Annotated in this window: 24 protein-coding genes; 23 read left to right on the top strand and 1 reads right to left on the bottom strand. The window is 66.9% G+C overall.

What is annotated here, in order from left to right:
• Positions 1-6: 6 nt before the first annotated feature.
• Positions 7-1677, bottom strand: coding sequence for an RNA ligase family protein (locus ACGF8B_RS33690; RefSeq protein WP_392745900.1), 1671 nt, complete (start codon positions 1675-1677; stop codon positions 7-9).
• Positions 1678-2187: 510 nt separating this feature from the next.
• On the opposite strand from ACGF8B_RS33690, the gene rpsJ reads away from it, so the two are divergent.
• The 23 genes from rpsJ to ACGF8B_RS33575 all read left to right on the top strand — a co-directional run bounded on the left by rpsJ (position 2188) and on the right by ACGF8B_RS33575 (position 14064).
• Positions 2188-2496: a 30S ribosomal protein S10 gene (rpsJ, locus tag ACGF8B_RS33685; protein ID WP_003948644.1), complete on the top strand. Its 309-nt coding sequence runs from the start codon at positions 2188-2190 to the stop codon at positions 2494-2496.
• Positions 2497-2509: 13 nt separating this feature from the next.
• The gene (rplC, locus tag ACGF8B_RS33680; RefSeq protein ID WP_072485542.1) at positions 2510-3154 is read left to right on the top strand and encodes a 50S ribosomal protein L3; all 645 of its coding nucleotides are present in this window, start codon (positions 2510-2512) and stop codon (positions 3152-3154) included.
• Between the two features lie 4 nt (positions 3155-3158).
• Positions 3159-3809 (top strand): 50S ribosomal protein L4, encoded by a 651-nt coding sequence (rplD, locus tag ACGF8B_RS33675; protein WP_072485541.1) that lies wholly within the window; start codon positions 3159-3161, stop codon positions 3807-3809.
• Positions 3809-4132 carry a 50S ribosomal protein L23 gene (gene rplW / locus ACGF8B_RS33670; RefSeq protein WP_014154589.1) on the top strand — a complete coding sequence of 108 codons (324 nt, stop codon included), beginning with the start codon at positions 3809-3811 and terminating at the stop codon, positions 4130-4132. The genes rplD and rplW overlap by 1 nt, the downstream gene beginning before the upstream one ends.
• Before the next feature lie 39 nt (positions 4133-4171).
• The gene (rplB, locus tag ACGF8B_RS33665) at positions 4172-5008 is read left to right on the top strand and encodes a 50S ribosomal protein L2 (protein ID WP_124716938.1); all 837 of its coding nucleotides are present in this window, start codon (positions 4172-4174) and stop codon (positions 5006-5008) included.
• Positions 5009-5020: 12 nt separating this feature from the next.
• Entirely contained in the window at positions 5021-5302 is a 282-nt protein-coding gene (gene rpsS, locus ACGF8B_RS33660) for a 30S ribosomal protein S19 (RefSeq protein WP_003966956.1), read from the top strand.
• 40 nt (positions 5303-5342) lie between these two features.
• Complete coding sequence (gene rplV, locus ACGF8B_RS33655) at positions 5343-5690, top strand: 50S ribosomal protein L22 (RefSeq protein ID WP_004571827.1); 348 nt, start codon at positions 5343-5345, stop codon at positions 5688-5690.
• Positions 5690-6532, top strand: coding sequence for a 30S ribosomal protein S3 (rpsC, locus tag ACGF8B_RS33650; RefSeq protein ID WP_093540760.1), 843 nt, complete (start codon positions 5690-5692; stop codon positions 6530-6532). The genes rplV and rpsC overlap by 1 nt, the downstream gene beginning before the upstream one ends.
• 5 nt (positions 6533-6537) lie before the next feature.
• On the top strand, positions 6538-6957 hold the full coding sequence (rplP, locus tag ACGF8B_RS33645) for a 50S ribosomal protein L16 (protein ID WP_014047785.1): 420 nt from the start codon (positions 6538-6540) through the stop codon (positions 6955-6957).
• Positions 6957-7181, top strand: a complete 225-nt coding sequence (gene rpmC, locus ACGF8B_RS33640) for a 50S ribosomal protein L29 (RefSeq protein WP_124716937.1) — start codon at positions 6957-6959, stop codon at positions 7179-7181. The genes rplP and rpmC overlap by 1 nt, the downstream gene beginning before the upstream one ends.
• Entirely contained in the window at positions 7181-7465 is a 285-nt protein-coding gene (gene rpsQ / locus ACGF8B_RS33635; RefSeq protein WP_030977953.1) for a 30S ribosomal protein S17, read from the top strand. The genes rpmC and rpsQ overlap by 1 nt, the downstream gene beginning before the upstream one ends.
• A gap of 107 nt (positions 7466-7572) precedes the next feature.
• Positions 7573-7941: a 50S ribosomal protein L14 gene (rplN, locus tag ACGF8B_RS33630; protein WP_003966950.1), complete on the top strand. Its 369-nt coding sequence runs from the start codon at positions 7573-7575 to the stop codon at positions 7939-7941.
• Positions 7942-7943: 2 nt separating this feature from the next.
• Positions 7944-8267, top strand: coding sequence for a 50S ribosomal protein L24 (gene rplX / locus ACGF8B_RS33625; protein ID WP_003966949.1), 324 nt, complete (start codon positions 7944-7946; stop codon positions 8265-8267).
• Complete coding sequence (gene rplE, locus ACGF8B_RS33620) at positions 8267-8824, top strand: 50S ribosomal protein L5 (protein WP_093540759.1); 558 nt, start codon at positions 8267-8269, stop codon at positions 8822-8824. The genes rplX and rplE overlap by 1 nt, the downstream gene beginning before the upstream one ends.
• A 2-nt stretch (positions 8825-8826) precedes the next feature.
• On the top strand, positions 8827-9012 hold the full coding sequence (locus ACGF8B_RS33615) for a type Z 30S ribosomal protein S14 (RefSeq protein ID WP_003948630.1): 186 nt from the start codon (positions 8827-8829) through the stop codon (positions 9010-9012).
• 224 nt (positions 9013-9236) lie between these two features.
• Positions 9237-9635, top strand: coding sequence for a 30S ribosomal protein S8 (gene rpsH, locus ACGF8B_RS33610; protein WP_351259462.1), 399 nt, complete (start codon positions 9237-9239; stop codon positions 9633-9635).
• Positions 9636-9656: 21 nt separating this feature from the next.
• Positions 9657-10196, top strand: a complete 540-nt coding sequence (gene rplF, locus ACGF8B_RS33605) for a 50S ribosomal protein L6 (RefSeq protein ID WP_124716935.1) — start codon at positions 9657-9659, stop codon at positions 10194-10196.
• A gap of 2 nt (positions 10197-10198) precedes the next feature.
• A complete protein-coding gene (rplR, locus tag ACGF8B_RS33600; RefSeq protein WP_093540756.1) occupies positions 10199-10582 on the top strand; it encodes a 50S ribosomal protein L18 in 384 nt (127 codons plus the stop codon).
• Between the two features lie 46 nt (positions 10583-10628).
• Positions 10629-11234 (top strand): 30S ribosomal protein S5, encoded by a 606-nt coding sequence (gene rpsE / locus ACGF8B_RS33595; protein ID WP_072485533.1) that lies wholly within the window; start codon positions 10629-10631, stop codon positions 11232-11234.
• Positions 11234-11416, top strand: a complete 183-nt coding sequence (gene rpmD, locus ACGF8B_RS33590) for a 50S ribosomal protein L30 (RefSeq protein WP_018550611.1) — start codon at positions 11234-11236, stop codon at positions 11414-11416. Before rpsE ends, rpmD begins: the two co-directional genes overlap by 1 nt.
• 1 nt (position 11417) lies before the next feature.
• Positions 11418-11873 (top strand): 50S ribosomal protein L15, encoded by a 456-nt coding sequence (rplO, locus tag ACGF8B_RS33585; RefSeq protein WP_018550610.1) that lies wholly within the window; start codon positions 11418-11420, stop codon positions 11871-11873.
• A 215-nt stretch (positions 11874-12088) separates the two neighbouring features.
• Positions 12089-13408 carry a preprotein translocase subunit SecY gene (secY, locus tag ACGF8B_RS33580; RefSeq protein WP_093540755.1) on the top strand — a complete coding sequence of 440 codons (1320 nt, stop codon included), beginning with the start codon at positions 12089-12091 and terminating at the stop codon, positions 13406-13408.
• The gene (locus ACGF8B_RS33575; RefSeq protein ID WP_266689127.1) at positions 13408-14064 is read left to right on the top strand and encodes an adenylate kinase; all 657 of its coding nucleotides are present in this window, start codon (positions 13408-13410) and stop codon (positions 14062-14064) included. Before secY ends, ACGF8B_RS33575 begins: the two co-directional genes overlap by 1 nt.
• The last annotated feature ends 148 nt before the right edge of the window (positions 14065-14212 follow it).

Raw genomic sequence — 14212 nt, 5'->3', positions numbered from 1 at the left:
AAGGTCCTACGCCCGGTCCTCCACGGTTCCGCCCGCGCCGATGTACCAGGTGCGGTGCGCCTGGCCGGGGTACGGGGGTACGAATCTGTGCAGCTGAGAGGTGAGCACCTCGGGTGGTACGGGGTGGCTGCGGCACCCGTTGCGGCGGATCAGCTCCGCCTCGTCCACCAGCGCCACGGCATGGGTGAGCAACGCGTCCCTGCGCCGGGCCACCGCGTGCACCAGGGAGCGCTGGTGGGCGTTGAGCGAGGTGGCGTCCCAGACGACCGTGGCGCCCGTCGCGAGCGCGGCGTCCAGCCGGTCGAGCCCCTCGCGCAGCACGTCCCCGTTGGTCTTCTGGTCGGCGCGCGAACCCCGGGCGGAGCGCAGGTCGTCGAGCGAGAGGTACGTGTCGGTGCCGGGCAGGGTGCGGGCGAAGGTGCTCTTGCCGCTGCCGGACGGGCCCACCAGGTGGACCAGGCGCGGGAAGTCCCCGGCCCGCCAGCGCCAGGTCGCGGCGACGGCCTCCTCGGCGGTGGTGACCCGGCCCAGGGCGTACGCCTCACGGGCCTGCGCCAGGCAGCGGTCGGCGGCGTCCGGTTCCAGATCCGCGAACGCCTCCCGCAGCCCGGCCGGTTCGCGCACGCCCTCCGCGTGCAGCGCCGACCACTCCACCTGCTCGTGCGCCTCGGCGGTGTCCGCCACCGTGGCGGCCAGCGCGTGCAGCAGCGGCAGATCGGCGGCGAAGGACATCCGGACCAGTCCGGTGCGGCGCTCCTCGTCCGGGTACGGGCGGTGCAGCGCGGGGTGCAGTCCGACGAGGTCCGCGACGCGGCGGGCGAGCGGCATCCCCAGCGCCGGAGCCAGCGCGGGCGCGAGCCCGGCGCGCCGGGACCGGTGCAGCAGCGCGGAGAGCACCCCGGTCAGCCGGTCCTCGCCCGTCCGGCCGGCCGCGTCGAGGGCGTCGCACATCGCGGCGGCGGCCCCGGCATCCCCCGCGTCCGTCCCGGTGGCGGCGGACAGCCCGGCCGCGTCGACCGGGGCGCCGGACCGTACGGCCCACAGGGCGGCGGCCGGGCCCAGCCCGTTCGCCACGACGGCGGCGTGCATCCAGTGCGTATCGGTCCGCACGTGTCCGGGCCGCACCCACTTGGCCACCAGGCGCCGGAAGTCCGCCGCGGCAAAACCGTCCGCGGGCCGCACGACGTATCCCTCCTGCCGGCCGGTGTCGGGCTTCAGCGCCCGCAGCGCCTTCTCCGCGCGGGCGTCGAACACGCCGCGCCACAGCACCGGCGGCACCGGTATCCCCAGGTCCCGCAGGAACGCCACGGTCCGGTCCCAGTCCAGGCAGTGTTCCCCGTCCCAGACGGAGAAGCCGTAGAAGAAGCTCTCCAGCTCCTCGTAGGGGATCGAGTGGCGCGCGAACATGTTCTCGCCGCAGAGCCGCCACCCCTCGGGGATCCGCGCCCCGACCCGGCCCTGGAGCGCCTTCACCCAGCCCCGCGAGGGGTGGTGCGCCGAGTCCAGGGAGCGGGCGTGCAGCCCGTCGGCGTAGAGCGTGGTGTTCTCGCCGTCCAGCTTCTCGGTGACCACGACCTCGCGGCCGGTCAGCCCGGAGAGGTCCGCGATCCGCACGTCGTCCGAGGTGGCCCCGGGGGACCAGGGCAGATGGGCGGTGCGCGGATAGTGCGTACGCATGATCGATGCCCCTGGTGACGACGGCTTGCCCGGCCGGTCACTGTAGGCACGGCGGTGCGGACCGCTCGACCGAATTAGGGTGGGGACCGCCCGGCACGGCTCCCGCTGCGCGCCCGCGTTTGACCGAGCGACCACGCGAGGTAAGATCCTCGGCCCGATTGGCCAGGCTCAGGCCCCGTATGGCACACTGACCAGGTTGCTCGGTTGAGTGTCAATGCTGCGCGCCTCCCGCCGGGAGGACCGGAAGCGAGTCCCACAGTACTCGTCGACCCCTTTGCGGGTCGGACGTACGGGAATCTTCCGGGAAGCGTCAGTGGGGCACCGGCCAGGCACCCGGTGGGTGTTTCGCCCCCGGTCCTGCGGTCCTCGGGCCCGCACCCCCTTGGTTGGGAAATCCTTCGGGAGATCTGCGTAGAGGGGATGCGACACGCCCGACCGCGTGGGTCGGAGGTGGAGTCATTAGAACCCCCGGGTTCCAGAGCGTTATGAGAGACAGGACTACTAGTAGCCATGGCGGGACAGAAGATCCGCATCCGGCTCAAGGCCTACGACCACGAGGTCATCGACTCCTCGGCGAAGAAGATCGTCGAGACGGTGACCCGCACTGGTGCGTCGGTCGCGGGCCCGGTGCCGCTGCCCACTGAGAAGAACGTGTACTGCGTCATCAAGTCGCCGCACAAGTACAAGGACTCGCGCGAGCACTTCGAGATGCGCACGCACAAGCGCCTCATCGACATCCTCGACCCCACGCCGAAGACGGTTGACTCGCTGATGCGTCTCGACCTGCCGGCGGGCGTCGACATCGAGATCAAGCTCTGAGGTGACGCGCGAGATGGCTAAGAACATTAAGGGCGTCCTGGGCGAGAAGCTCGGCATGACCCAGGTCTGGGACGAGAACAACCGGGTCGTCCCGGTGACCGTCGTCAAGGCCGGGCCCTGCGTCGTCACCCAGGTCCGCACCAACGACAACGACGGCTACGAGGCAGTCCAGATCGCCTTCGGCGAGATCGACCCCCGCAAGGTGAACAAGCCCCTCAAGGGCCACTTCGCCAAGGCCGACGTGACCCCGCGCCGCCACCTGGTGGAGCTCCGCACCCCTGACGCCAGCGAGTACACGCTGGGCCAGGAGGTCACTGCCGAGGTGTTCGAGTCCGGCGTCAAGGTCGACGTCACGGGCAAGAGCAAGGGCAAGGGCTTCGCCGGTGTGATGAAGCGTCACAACTTCAAGGGTGGCAAGGCGTCCCACGGTGCCCACCGTGTGCACCGTATGCCCGGCTCCATCGGTGGCTGTGCCACCCCCGGCCGTGTCTTCAAGGGCATGCGCATGGCGGGTCGCATGGGCAACGAGCGTGTCACCACCCAGAACCTGACCATCCACGCGGTTGACGCGGAGAAGGGTCTGCTCCTCATCAAGGGCGCAGTCCCCGGTCCGAACGGCGGCCTCGTCCTGGTCCGTACCGCGGCCAAGGGGGCTTGAGGTAATGAGCACCATTGACATCCTTTCGCCGGCAGGCGACAAGGCCGGTACCGTCGAGCTCCCCGCGGAGATCTTCGACGCGAAGACCAGCGTTCCGCTGATCCACCAGGTCGTCGTCGCACAGCTGGCAGCTGCCCGTCAGGGCACGCACAAGACCAAGACCCGCGGCGAAGTCCGTGGTGGTGGCCGCAAGCCGTACCGCCAGAAGGGCACCGGCCGCGCGCGCCAGGGTTCGACCCGTGCGCCGCAGTTCGCCGGCGGTGGCGTCGTCCACGGCCCGCAGCCGCGTGACTACTCGCAGCGGACCCCGAAGAAGATGAAGGCCGCCGCCCTGCGCGGTGCCCTCTCCGACCGGGCCCGTCACTCCCGCATCCACGTCGTCACCGGCGTGGTCGACGGAGCTGTCTCCACGAAGGCCGCCAAGACGCTGTTCGGCAAGATCTCGGAGCGCAAGAACCTGCTCCTGGTCGTCGACCGTGCCGACGAGGCCGCGTGGCTGTCCGCCCGCAACCTGCCCCAGGTGCACATCCTGGAGCCGGGCCAGCTGAACACGTACGACGTGATCGTCTCTGACGACGTGGTCTTCACCCAGGCCGCCCTCGAGTCCTTCGTGTCTGGCCCCCAGACCGCTGAGACCGAAGGGAGCGACGCCTGATGAGCGAGGCGACCGTTACCAGCAAGACCTACTCGGACCCGCGCGACGTTCTCGTCAAGCCGGTCGTTTCCGAGAAGAGCTACGCGCTGCTCGACGAGAACAAGTACACGTTCATCGTCGCGCCCGGCTCCAACAAGACCCAGATCAAGCAGGCCGTGGAAGCGGTCTTCTCGGTCAAGGTCACCGGGGTCAACACGATCAACCGGCAGGGTAAGCGCAAGCGCACCAAGACCGGTTTCGGCAAGCGCGCTGACACCAAGCGCGCCATCGTGACCCTCGCCGAGGGCGACCGTATCGACATCTTCGGCGGCCCGACCTCCTGACGGAGGTCGAGTCGTCCGGAATCGGACGAGGACTGAGAAATGGGTATCCGCAAGTACAAGCCGACGACCCCGGGCCGTCGTGGCTCCAGCGTCGCCGACTTTGTCGAGATCACGCGGTCCACGCCGGAGAAGTCGCTGGTCCGCCCCCTGCACAGCAAGGGCGGCCGTAACAACGCCGGTCGTGTGACCGTTCGCCACCAGGGCGGTGGCCACAAGCGCGCCTACCGAGTGATCGACTTCCGTCGTCACGACAAGGACGGCGTGCCGGCCAAGGTCGCGCACATCGAGTACGACCCGAACCGCACCGCGCGCATCGCGCTCCTGCACTACGCGGACGGCGAGAAGCGCTACATCATCGCGCCGCGTGGCCTGACGCAGGGCGACCGTGTCGAGAACGGCCCGGCCGCCGACATCAAGCCCGGCAACAACCTGGCGCTGCGCAACATCCCGGTCGGTACGACCATCCACGCCATCGAGCTGCGGCCCGGCGGCGGCGCGAAGTTCGCCCGTTCCGCGGGTGCCTCCGTGCAGCTGCTGGCGAAGGAGGGCACCATGGCCCACCTTCGTATGCCGTCGGGTGAGATCCGCCTGGTCGACGCCCGCTGCCGCGCCACCATCGGCGAGGTCGGCAACGCCGAGCAGTCGAACATCAACTGGGGCAAGGCCGGCCGCATGCGCTGGAAGGGCGTTCGCCCGACCGTCCGCGGTGTCGCGATGAACCCGGTTGACCACCCGCACGGTGGTGGTGAAGGCAAGACCTCCGGTGGTCGTCACCCGGTCTCGCCGTGGGGTCAGAAGGAGGGTCGTACTCGTTCGCCGAAGAAGGCATCGAACAAGTACATCGTCCGCCGCCGCAAGACGAACAAGAAGCGCTAGGAGCGGGTTTAGATGCCGCGCAGTCTCAAGAAGGGGCCCTTCGTCGACGGCCACCTCATCAAGAAGGTGGACGTACAGAACGAGGCAGGCACCAAGAACGTCATCAAGACCTGGTCCCGTCGCTCGATGATCGTCCCGGCCATGCTGGGTCACACCATCGCGGTGCACAACGGCAAGATCCACGTCCCGGTGTTCGTCACCGAGTCGATGGTCGGCCACAAGCTCGGCGAGTTCTCGCCGACTCGCACCTTCCGCGGCCACGTCAAGGACGACCGGAAGTCGAAGCGCCGCTAACGCGGGGTGACTGACTATGACTTACACCGAAGGGACAACCATGGAAGCCAGGGCCCAGGCGCGGTACATCCGCGTCACGCCCATGAAGGCCCGCCGCGTGGTGGACCTCATCCGTGGCATGGATGCCACGGAGGCTCAGGCGGTCCTGCGTTTCGCCCCGCAGGCCGCGAGCGTGCCGGTTGGCAAGGTGCTGGACAGCGCCATTGCCAACGCTGCACACAACTACGACCACACCGACGCCTCTTCGCTGGTCATCAGCGAGGCGTACGTGGACGAGGGCCCGACCCTGAAGCGGTTCCGTCCGCGTGCTCAGGGCCGTGCCTACCGGATCCGTAAGCGGACCAGCCACATCACCGTGGTCGTCAGCAGCAAGGAAGGAACCCGGTAATGGGCCAGAAGGTAAACCCGCACGGGTTCCGGCTCGGCATTACCACGGACTTCAAGTCCCGTTGGTACGCCGACAAGCTGTACAAGGACTACGTCAAGGAAGACGTCGCCATTCGTCGCATGATGACGAAGGGCATGGAGCGGGCCGGCATCTCGAAGGTCGAGATCGAGCGCACCCGCGACCGCGTCCGCGTTGACATCCACACCGCCCGCCCGGGCATCGTCATCGGCCGCCGCGGCGCCGAGGCCGACCGCATCCGTGGCGAGCTGGAGAAGCTGACCGGCAAGCAGGTCCAGCTGAACATCCTTGAGGTCAAGAACCCCGAGGTGGACGCTCAGCTGGTGGCCCAGGCCGTCGCCGAGCAGCTCTCCTCCCGCGTCTCCTTCCGTCGGGCCATGCGTAAGAGCATGCAGTCCTCGATGAAGGCCGGCGCCAAGGGCATCAAGATCCAGTGCGGTGGCCGCCTCGGCGGCGCCGAGATGTCCCGCTCGGAGTTCTACCGCGAGGGCCGTGTGCCCCTGCACACGCTCCGCGCGAACGTCGACTACGGCTTCTTCGAGGCCAAGACGACCTTCGGCCGCATCGGCGTGAAGGTCTGGATCTACAAGGGCGACGTCAAGAACATCGCCGAGGTCCGCGCCGAGAACGCCGCTGCCCGCGCCGGCAACCGCCCGGCCCGTGGCGGCGCTGACCGCCCGGCCGGCCGTGGTGGCCGCGGTGGCGAGCGTGGCGGCCGCGGTCGCAAGCCGCAGCAGCAGTCGGCTCCGGCTGCCGAGGCCCCCAAGGCCGAGGCTCCCGCCGCTGCCGCTCCGGCTGCCGAGAGCACCGGAACGGAGGCCTGACCGAAATGCTGATCCCCCGTAGGGTCAAGCACCGCAAGCAGCACCACCCGAAGCGCAGCGGTATGTCCAAGGGTGGCACGCAGGTTGCGTTCGGCGAGTACGGCATCCAGGCGCTGACCCCGGCGTACGTGACGAACCGCCAGATCGAGGCAGCTCGTATCGCGATGACCCGCCACATCAAGCGTGGCGGCAAGGTCTGGATCAACATCTACCCGGACCGCCCCCTGACGAAGAAGCCGGCCGAGACCCGCATGGGTTCCGGTAAGGGTTCTCCCGAGTGGTGGATCGCGAACGTCAAGCCCGGTCGGGTGATGTTCGAGCTGTCCTACCCGAACGAGAAGATTGCTCGTGAGGCGCTCACCCGCGCTGCTCACAAGCTTCCGATGAAGTGCCGGATCGTTCGGCGCGAGGCAGGTGAGTCGTGATGTCGGCCGGTACCAAGGCGTCCGAGCTGCGCGAACTGGGCGGCGAGGAGCTCCTCAACAAGCTCCGCGAGGCCAAGGAAGAGCTGTTCAACCTCCGCTTCCAGGCGGCGACCGGGCAGCTCGAGAACCACGGTCGGCTCAAGTCCGTCCGTAAGGACATCGCCCGGATCTACACCCTGATGCGCGAGCGCGAGCTGGGCATCGAGACGGTGGAGAGCGCCTGATGAGCGAGAAGACTGTGACTGAGACGAACACCGACCGCGGTTTCCGCAAGACCCGTGAGGGTCTGGTCGTCAGCGACAAGATGGACAAGACCGTCGTCGTCGCTGTCGAGGACCGTGTCAAGCACGCGCTGTACGGCAAGGTCATCCGCCGTACGAACAAGCTCAAGGCGCACGACGAGCAGAACGCCGCCGGCGTCGGCGACCGCGTCCTCCTGATGGAGACCCGGCCGCTGTCCGCCACGAAGCGGTGGCGCGTCGTCGAGATCCTCGAGAAGGCCAAGTAATTCCTGAGGGGCATTCCCCTCAGGCAAGTTCCGCCAGGCTCGGCGGGGGCTCGTTCCGGTGACGGAGCGGCCCCCGCCGGGAACCGGCAGACGATCAGGAGATAGACGTGATCCAGCAGGAGTCGCGACTTCGCGTCGCCGACAACACGGGTGCGAAGGAAATCCTCACCATCCGTGTTCTCGGTGGTTCGGGTCGCCGCTACGCGGGCATCGGTGACGTCATCGTCGCCACCGTCAAGGACGCGATCCCCGGTGGCAACGTGAAGAAGGGTGACGTCGTCAAGGCCGTCATCGTTCGCACCGTCAAGGAGCGTCGCCGTCAGGATGGCTCGTACATCCGCTTCGACGAGAACGCCGCCGTCATTCTGAAGAACGACGGTGACCCCCGCGGCACCCGCATCTTCGGCCCGGTGGGCCGGGAACTGCGCGAGAAGAAGTTCATGAAGATCATCTCGCTCGCGCCGGAGGTGCTGTAAGCATGAAGATCAAGAAGGGCGACCTGGTTCAGGTCATCACCGGTAAGGACAAGGGCAAGCAGGGCAAGGTCATCGTGGCCTACCCCGCTCAGGACCGCGTCCTCGTCGAGGGTGTCAACCGGGTCAAGAAGCACACCAAGGCCGGCCAGACCGCTCGCGGTTCGCAGACCGGTGGCATTGTCACGACCGAGGCCCCCATCCACGTGAGCAACGTTCAGCTCGTCGTGGAGAAGGACGGCAACAAGGTCGTCACGCGCGTCGGTTACCGCTTCGACGACGAAGGCAACAAGATCCGCGTTGCCAAGCGGACGGGTGAGGACATCTGATGGCTACCACCACCACTCCGCGTCTGAAGACGAAGTACCGCGAGGAAATCGCCGGCAAGCTGCGTGAGGAGTTCTCGTACGAGAACGTCATGCAGGTCCCCGGCCTGGTCAAGATCGTGGTCAACATGGGTGTGGGCGACGCCGCCCGCGACTCCAAGCTGATCGACGGCGCCGTGCGCGACCTCACCACGATCACCGGCCAGAAGCCGGCCGTCACCAAGGCCCGCAAGTCCATCGCGCAGTTCAAGCTGCGCGAGGGTCAGCCGATCGGCTGCCACGTCACCCTCCGCGGTGACCGCATGTGGGAGTTCCTGGACCGTACGCTGTCGCTCGCGCTGCCGCGTATCCGTGACTTCCGTGGTCTGTCGCCGAAGCAGTTCGACGGCCGTGGCAACTACACCTTCGGTCTCACGGAGCAGGTCATGTTCCACGAGATCGACCAGGACAAGATCGACCGGGTCCGGGGCATGGACATCACCGTGGTCACCACGGCGACCAATGACGACGAGGGTCGTGCCCTCCTTCGTCACCTCGGCTTCCCGTTCAAGGAGAACTGACCGTGGCGAAGAAGGCTCTGATCGCTAAGGCCGCCCGTAAGCCGAAGTTCGGCGTCCGCGGGTACACCCGCTGCCAGCGCTGCGGCCGGCCCCACTCCGTCTACCGCAAGTTCGGCCTGTGCCGCGTGTGCCTTCGTGAGATGGCTCACCGTGGCGAGCTGCCGGGCGTGACCAAGAGCTCCTGGTAATTCTCCTTCGCCCTTTGGGCGTTGGGAATTGACGGAAGCTCTCGGTAAGCATCTGGTCGGCAGGAGCCCGCCCTCACATGCCGTAGGCTTGTGGGGTTGGGCGCCTGCCGCCCAAGACCGACTTACTACGCCGTAGGTCCCCGCACCGCACCCGTCCCGCCACTGAGTGGGGAGAGGGATGGCGCATACAGGAAACCCCGGCGAGAGAGGCCGAAGGCCAATTCATGACCATGACTGATCCCATCGCAGACATGCTCACGCGTCTGCGTAACGCGAACTCGGCGTACCACGACGACGTCGTGATGCCGCACAGCAAGATCAAGTCGCACATCGCGGAGATCCTCCAGCAGGAGGGCTTCATCACCGGCTGGAAGGTCGAGGACGCAGAGGTCGGTAAGAACCTCATCCTTGAGCTGAAGTTCGGCCCGAACCGCGAGCGCTCGATCGCCGGCATCAAGCGAATCTCGAAGCCGGGTCTGCGTGTATACGCAAAGTCCACCAACCTGCCGAAGGTCCTCGGCGGCCTGGGCGTGGCGATCATCTCCACGTCCCACGGTCTCCTGACCGGCCAGCAGGCCAGCAAGAAGGGCGTAGGTGGGGAAGTCCTCGCCTACGTCTGGTAGTCGGGAACGGAGGAATAGCTCATGTCGCGAATCGGCAAGCTCCCCATCCAGGTTCCCGCCGGTGTGGACGTCACCATCGATGGCCGCACGGTCGCGGTGAAGGGGCCCAAGGGCACCCTCTCGCACACCGTCGCGTCGCCGATCGAGGTCACCAAGGGTGAGGACGGCGTCCTGAACGTCGCCCGCCCGAACGACGAGCGTCAGAACAAGGCCCTTCACGGCCTGTCCCGCACGCTGGTGGCGAACATGATCACCGGTGTGACCCAGGGATACACCAAGGCGCTCGAGATCAGTGGTGTCGGTTACCGCGTCCAGGCGAAGGGCTCCAACCTGGAGTTCGCCCTGGGCTACAGCCACCCGATCCTGATCGAGGCCCCGGAGGGCATCACCTTCAAGGTGGAGTCCCCCACGAAGTTCTCCGTCGAGGGCATCGACAAGCAGAAGGTCGGCGAGACCGCGGCCAAGATCCGCAAGCTGCGGAAGCCTGACCCGTACAAGGCCAAGGGCGTCAAGTACGCCGGCGAGGTCATCCGCCGCAAGGTCGGAAAGGCTGGTAAGTAGCCATGGCATACGGCGTGAAGATCGCCAAGGGCGACGCCTACAAGCGTGCCGCCCTCAAGCGTCGCCACATCCGCGTCCGCAAGCACATCTCCGGTTCGCCGGAGCGTCCGCGCTTGGTCGTGACGCGGTCCAACCGCCACATGGTGGCTCAGGTCATCGACGACATCGCGGGCCACACGCTCGCGTCGGCGTCGACCCTGGACGTCTCCATCCGTGGTGGCGAGGGCGACAAGAGCACCCAGGCCAAGCAGGTCGGCGCCCTGGTCGCTGAGCGTGCCAAGGCCGCAGGCGTCGAGGCCGTCGTGTTTGACCGCGGTGGTAACCAGTACGCCGGGCGGATTGCCGCTCTGGCTGACGCCGCCCGTGAAGCCGGTCTGAAGTTCTGAGCCCGGTTCCTACGCACAGCGGACGTAACAGAGAGAGGTAAATCCAATGGCTGGACCCCAGCGCCGCGGAAGCGGTGCCGGTGGCGGCGAGCGGCGGGACCGGAAGGGCCGTGACGGCGGCGCAGCTGCCGCCGAGAAGACCGCGTACGTTGAGCGCGTTGTCGCGATCAACCGCGTCGCCAAGGTTGTGAAGGGTGGTCGTCGCTTCAGCTTCACCGCGCTGGTCGTGGTGGGCGATGGTGACGGCACCGTCGGTGTCGGTTACGGCAAGGCCAAGGAAGTTCCCGCGGCCATCGCCAAGGGTGTCGAGGAAGCCAAGAAGAACTTCTTCAAGGTTCCGCGCATCCAGGGCACCATTCCTCACCCGATCCAGGGCGAGAAGGCTGCGGGCGTCGTCCTGCTGAAGCCTGCTTCCCCCGGTACCGGTGTTATCGCCGGTGGCCCGGTGCGCGCCGTTCTGGAGTGCGCCGGCGTTCACGACATCCTGTCGAAGTCGCTCGGCTCCGACAACGCGATCAACATCGTGCACGCGACCGTGGAGGCCCTCAAGGGTCTGCAGCGTCCCGAGGAGATCGCGGCCCGCCGCGGTCTGCCCCTTGAGGACGTCGCCCCCGCGGCTCTGCTTCGTGCACGTGCGGGAGCGGGTGCGTAATGGCTCGCCTCAAGATCACGCAGACGAAGTCGTACATCGGCAGCAAGCAGAACCACCGCGACACCCTGCGTTCGCTCGGGCTCAAGCGCCTGCACGACGTGGTTGTCAAGGAGGACCGCCCCGAGTTCCGCGGAATGGTGCACACCGTCCGCCACCTCGTGACGGTCGAGGAGGTCGACTGACATGGCGGAGAACAAGCCGCTGAAGGCCCATGACCTCCGGCCCGCCCCGGGCGCCAAGACCGCCAAGACCCGTGTGGGTCGTGGTGAGGCGTCCAAGGGTAAGACCGCCGGTCGTGGCACCAAGGGCACCAAGGCCCGTTACCAGGTTCCGGAGCGCTTCGAGGGTGGGCAGATGCCCCTCCACATGCGTCTCCCGAAGCTCAAGGGCTTCAAGAACCCGTTCCGCACCGAGTACCAGGTCGTGAACCTGGACAAGCTCGCGACGCTCTACCCCGAGGGTGGAGAGGTCACCGTGGCCGACCTGGTCGCCAAGGGTGCGGTGCGCAACAACCACCTCGTCAAGGTCCTCGGACAGGGCGAGATCTCCGTGGCACTGCAGGTTTCGGTTGACGCCGTCTCCGGCTCCGCCAAGGAGAAGATTGCCGCCGCCGGCGGCACCGTCACCGAGCTCGTCTGAGACAACTCGATGGCCTGAACATCCGACCGGGGATGCCTCTCATATGGGGCATCCCCGGTTGGTCGTTCCTAGGGGGGCATGGTCGCCGGTAAGGTGGCGTGCGTTGTTGTGTGGTACCCCCCTGGGCACCCGCCCCGGGGACTTTGACTTTTACGTATTCGTCGATCCTCAAGACCGTCACCTCTACGCATTGCGCGGGGGTCGCAGGAGGCACCGTGCTCACCGCGTTCGCCCGGGCGTTCAAGACGCCCGACCTGCGCAAGAAGCTGCTCTTCACGCTCGGCATCATCGTGCTCTACCGGCTCGGGGCACACATCCCGGTACCGGGAGTGAGCTACGAGAACGTCCAGACCTGTGTTGATCAGGCCAGCAAGGGCAACAACAGCCTCTTCGGCCTGGTGAACATGTTCAGCGGTGGTGCACTGCTGCAGATCACGATCTTCGCGCTCGGCATCATGCCGTACATCACGGCCAGCATCATTCTTCAGCTGCTGACCGTGGTCATCCCCCGACTAGAGGCGCTCAAGAAGGAGGGGCAGTCCGGCCAGGCCAAGATCACGCAGTACACGCGTTATCTGACCGTCGCGCTCGCCATCCTCCAGGGCACCGGCCTGGTGGCCACCGCCACCAGTGGCGCGCTGTTCAGCGGCTGCCCGGTCGCCGACCAGATCGTGCCGAACCAGTCGATCTTCACGACCATCGTGATGGTCATCACGATGACCGCGGGCACCGCGGCCGTCATGTGGCTCGGTGAGCTCATCACCGACCGCGGCATCGGCAACGGCATGTCGATCCTGATGTTCATCTCGATCGCCGCCAGCTTCCCCGGCGCCCTGTGGGCCATCAAGACCAGCGGCAAGCTGGCCGACGGCTGGATCGAGTTCGGCACCGTCATCCTGATCGGCTTCGTGATGGTGGGCCTCGTCGTCTTCGTCGAGCAGGCCCAGCGCCGTATTCCGGTGCAGTACGCGAAGCGCATGATCGGCCGCAGGTCGTACGGCGGTACCTCGACGTACATTCCGCTGAAGGTGAATCAGGCGGGTGTGATCCCCGTCATCTTCGCTTCTTCGCTGCTCTACATCCCCGCCCTGATCGTCCAGTTCTCCAACTCCACCGCGGGCTGGGCGACCTGGATCAAGGACAACTTCGTCAAGGGCGACCACCCGTACTACATCACGGCGTACTTCCTGTTGATCGTCTTCTTCGCCTTCTTCTATGTGGCGATTTCGTTCAACCCCGAGGAAGTCGCCGACAACATGAAGAAGTATGGTGGGTTCATCCCGGGTATCCGGGCTGGTCGACCTACTGCCGAGTACCTGAGCTACGTGCTCAACAGGATCACTTGGCCGGGCTCGCTGTACTTGGGTCTGATCGCTCTTGTGCCGACGATGGCGTTGGCAGGCTTCGGCGGTGCGAACGCCAACTTCCCGTTCGGCGGGACGAGCATCCTGATCATCGTGGGTGTGGGGCTGGAGACCGTGAAGCAGATCGAGAGCCAGCTCCAGCAGCGCAATTACGAAGGGTTCCTCCGCTGATGCGAATCGTCCTCGTCGGGCCGCCCGGTGCCGGCAAGGGAACGCAGGCTGCGTACCTTGCCAAGAACCTGTCGATTCCGCAGATCTCCACGGGCGATCTCTTCCGCGCCAACATCAGCCAGGGCACCGACCTTGGCAAGCGGGCCCGCGCCTTCATGGACGCAGGTCAGTTGGTTCCGGACGAGGTCACCATCGGGATGGCCAAGGACCGCATGTCCCAGCCGGACGCCGAGAACGGCTTCCTGCTGGACGGCTTCCCGCGCAACGTGGGTCAGGCCGAGGCTCTTGACGCCATGCTCAAGGACGAGGGCACCAAGCTCGACGCGGTCCTGGACCTGGAGGTCCCCGAGGACGAGGTGGTCAAGCGCATCGCCGGCCGCCGGATCTGCCGGAACGAGGGCTCCCACGTCTTCCACGTGACGTACAACCCGCCGAAGACCGAGGGCGTCTGCGACGTCTGCGGCGGCGAGCTGTACCAGCGGGACGACGACACCGAGGAGACGGTGCGTACCCGGCTGGAGGTCTACCACACGCAGACCGAGCCGATCATCGACTACTACCGGGCCCAGAACCTGGTGGTCACCATCTCCGCGCTCGGCAAGGTCACCGATGTGACCGAGCGGGCGATGGAGGCCCTCAAGTCCGACAAGGGCTGAGTGCAGAACCCCGCAGTACTTGTGCAGTCGGGGGGGGGGGGCCCGGGGGGGGCGGGCCGCGGGTTTGGGGGGGGGGGTGTGGGTGTTAGGCGCCCGGCAAAACCGTCGGTGAAGGACGAATGAGAAGTGGGCCGCGCCCAGGTGGAGA

This window comes from Streptomyces sp. NPDC047917 (assembly GCF_043204345.1).
Lineage (GTDB): Bacteria > Actinomycetota > Actinomycetes > Streptomycetales > Streptomycetaceae > Streptomyces > Streptomyces sanglieri.
The sequence above is the reverse complement of the archived record's forward strand: the minus strand, read 5'-3'. Positions and strand labels throughout refer to the sequence as shown.

Excerpts from the sequence above, each read along its gene's own strand:
- ACGF8B_RS33575 (WP_266689127.1), top strand. The coding sequence starts at position 13,408 with ATGCGAATCGTCCTCGTCGGGCCGCCCGGTGCCGGCAAGGGAACGCAG.
- rplW (WP_014154589.1), top strand. The coding sequence starts at position 3,809 with ATGAGCGAGGCGACCGTTACCAGCAAGACCTACTCGGACCCGCGCGAC.
- rpsE (WP_072485533.1), top strand. The coding sequence starts at position 10,629 with ATGGCTGGACCCCAGCGCCGCGGAAGCGGTGCCGGTGGCGGCGAGCGG.
- rpmC (WP_124716937.1), top strand. The coding sequence starts at position 6,957 with ATGTCGGCCGGTACCAAGGCGTCCGAGCTGCGCGAACTGGGCGGCGAG.
- rpsS (WP_003966956.1), top strand. The coding sequence starts at position 5,021 with ATGCCGCGCAGTCTCAAGAAGGGGCCCTTCGTCGACGGCCACCTCATC.
- rpsC (WP_093540760.1), top strand. The coding sequence starts at position 5,690 with ATGGGCCAGAAGGTAAACCCGCACGGGTTCCGGCTCGGCATTACCACG.
- rpmD (WP_018550611.1), top strand. The coding sequence starts at position 11,234 with ATGGCTCGCCTCAAGATCACGCAGACGAAGTCGTACATCGGCAGCAAG.
- rplE (WP_093540759.1), top strand. The coding sequence starts at position 8,267 with ATGGCTACCACCACCACTCCGCGTCTGAAGACGAAGTACCGCGAGGAA.
- rplC (WP_072485542.1), top strand. The coding sequence starts at position 2,510 with ATGGCTAAGAACATTAAGGGCGTCCTGGGCGAGAAGCTCGGCATGACC.
- rpsJ (WP_003948644.1), top strand. The coding sequence starts at position 2,188 with ATGGCGGGACAGAAGATCCGCATCCGGCTCAAGGCCTACGACCACGAG.
- rplB (WP_124716938.1), top strand. The coding sequence starts at position 4,172 with ATGGGTATCCGCAAGTACAAGCCGACGACCCCGGGCCGTCGTGGCTCC.
- rplR (WP_093540756.1), top strand. The coding sequence starts at position 10,199 with ATGGCATACGGCGTGAAGATCGCCAAGGGCGACGCCTACAAGCGTGCC.
- rplX (WP_003966949.1), top strand. The coding sequence starts at position 7,944 with ATGAAGATCAAGAAGGGCGACCTGGTTCAGGTCATCACCGGTAAGGAC.
- rplV (WP_004571827.1), top strand. The coding sequence starts at position 5,343 with ATGGAAGCCAGGGCCCAGGCGCGGTACATCCGCGTCACGCCCATGAAG.
- rpsH (WP_351259462.1), top strand. The coding sequence starts at position 9,237 with ATGACCATGACTGATCCCATCGCAGACATGCTCACGCGTCTGCGTAAC.
- rpsQ (WP_030977953.1), top strand. The coding sequence starts at position 7,181 with ATGAGCGAGAAGACTGTGACTGAGACGAACACCGACCGCGGTTTCCGC.
- rplF (WP_124716935.1), top strand. The coding sequence starts at position 9,657 with ATGTCGCGAATCGGCAAGCTCCCCATCCAGGTTCCCGCCGGTGTGGAC.
- ACGF8B_RS33690 (WP_392745900.1), bottom strand. The coding sequence starts at position 1,677 with ATGCGTACGCACTATCCGCGCACCGCCCATCTGCCCTGGTCCCCCGGG.
- rplP (WP_014047785.1), top strand. The coding sequence starts at position 6,538 with ATGCTGATCCCCCGTAGGGTCAAGCACCGCAAGCAGCACCACCCGAAG.
- rplD (WP_072485541.1), top strand. The coding sequence starts at position 3,159 with ATGAGCACCATTGACATCCTTTCGCCGGCAGGCGACAAGGCCGGTACC.
- rplO (WP_018550610.1), top strand. The coding sequence starts at position 11,418 with ATGGCGGAGAACAAGCCGCTGAAGGCCCATGACCTCCGGCCCGCCCCG.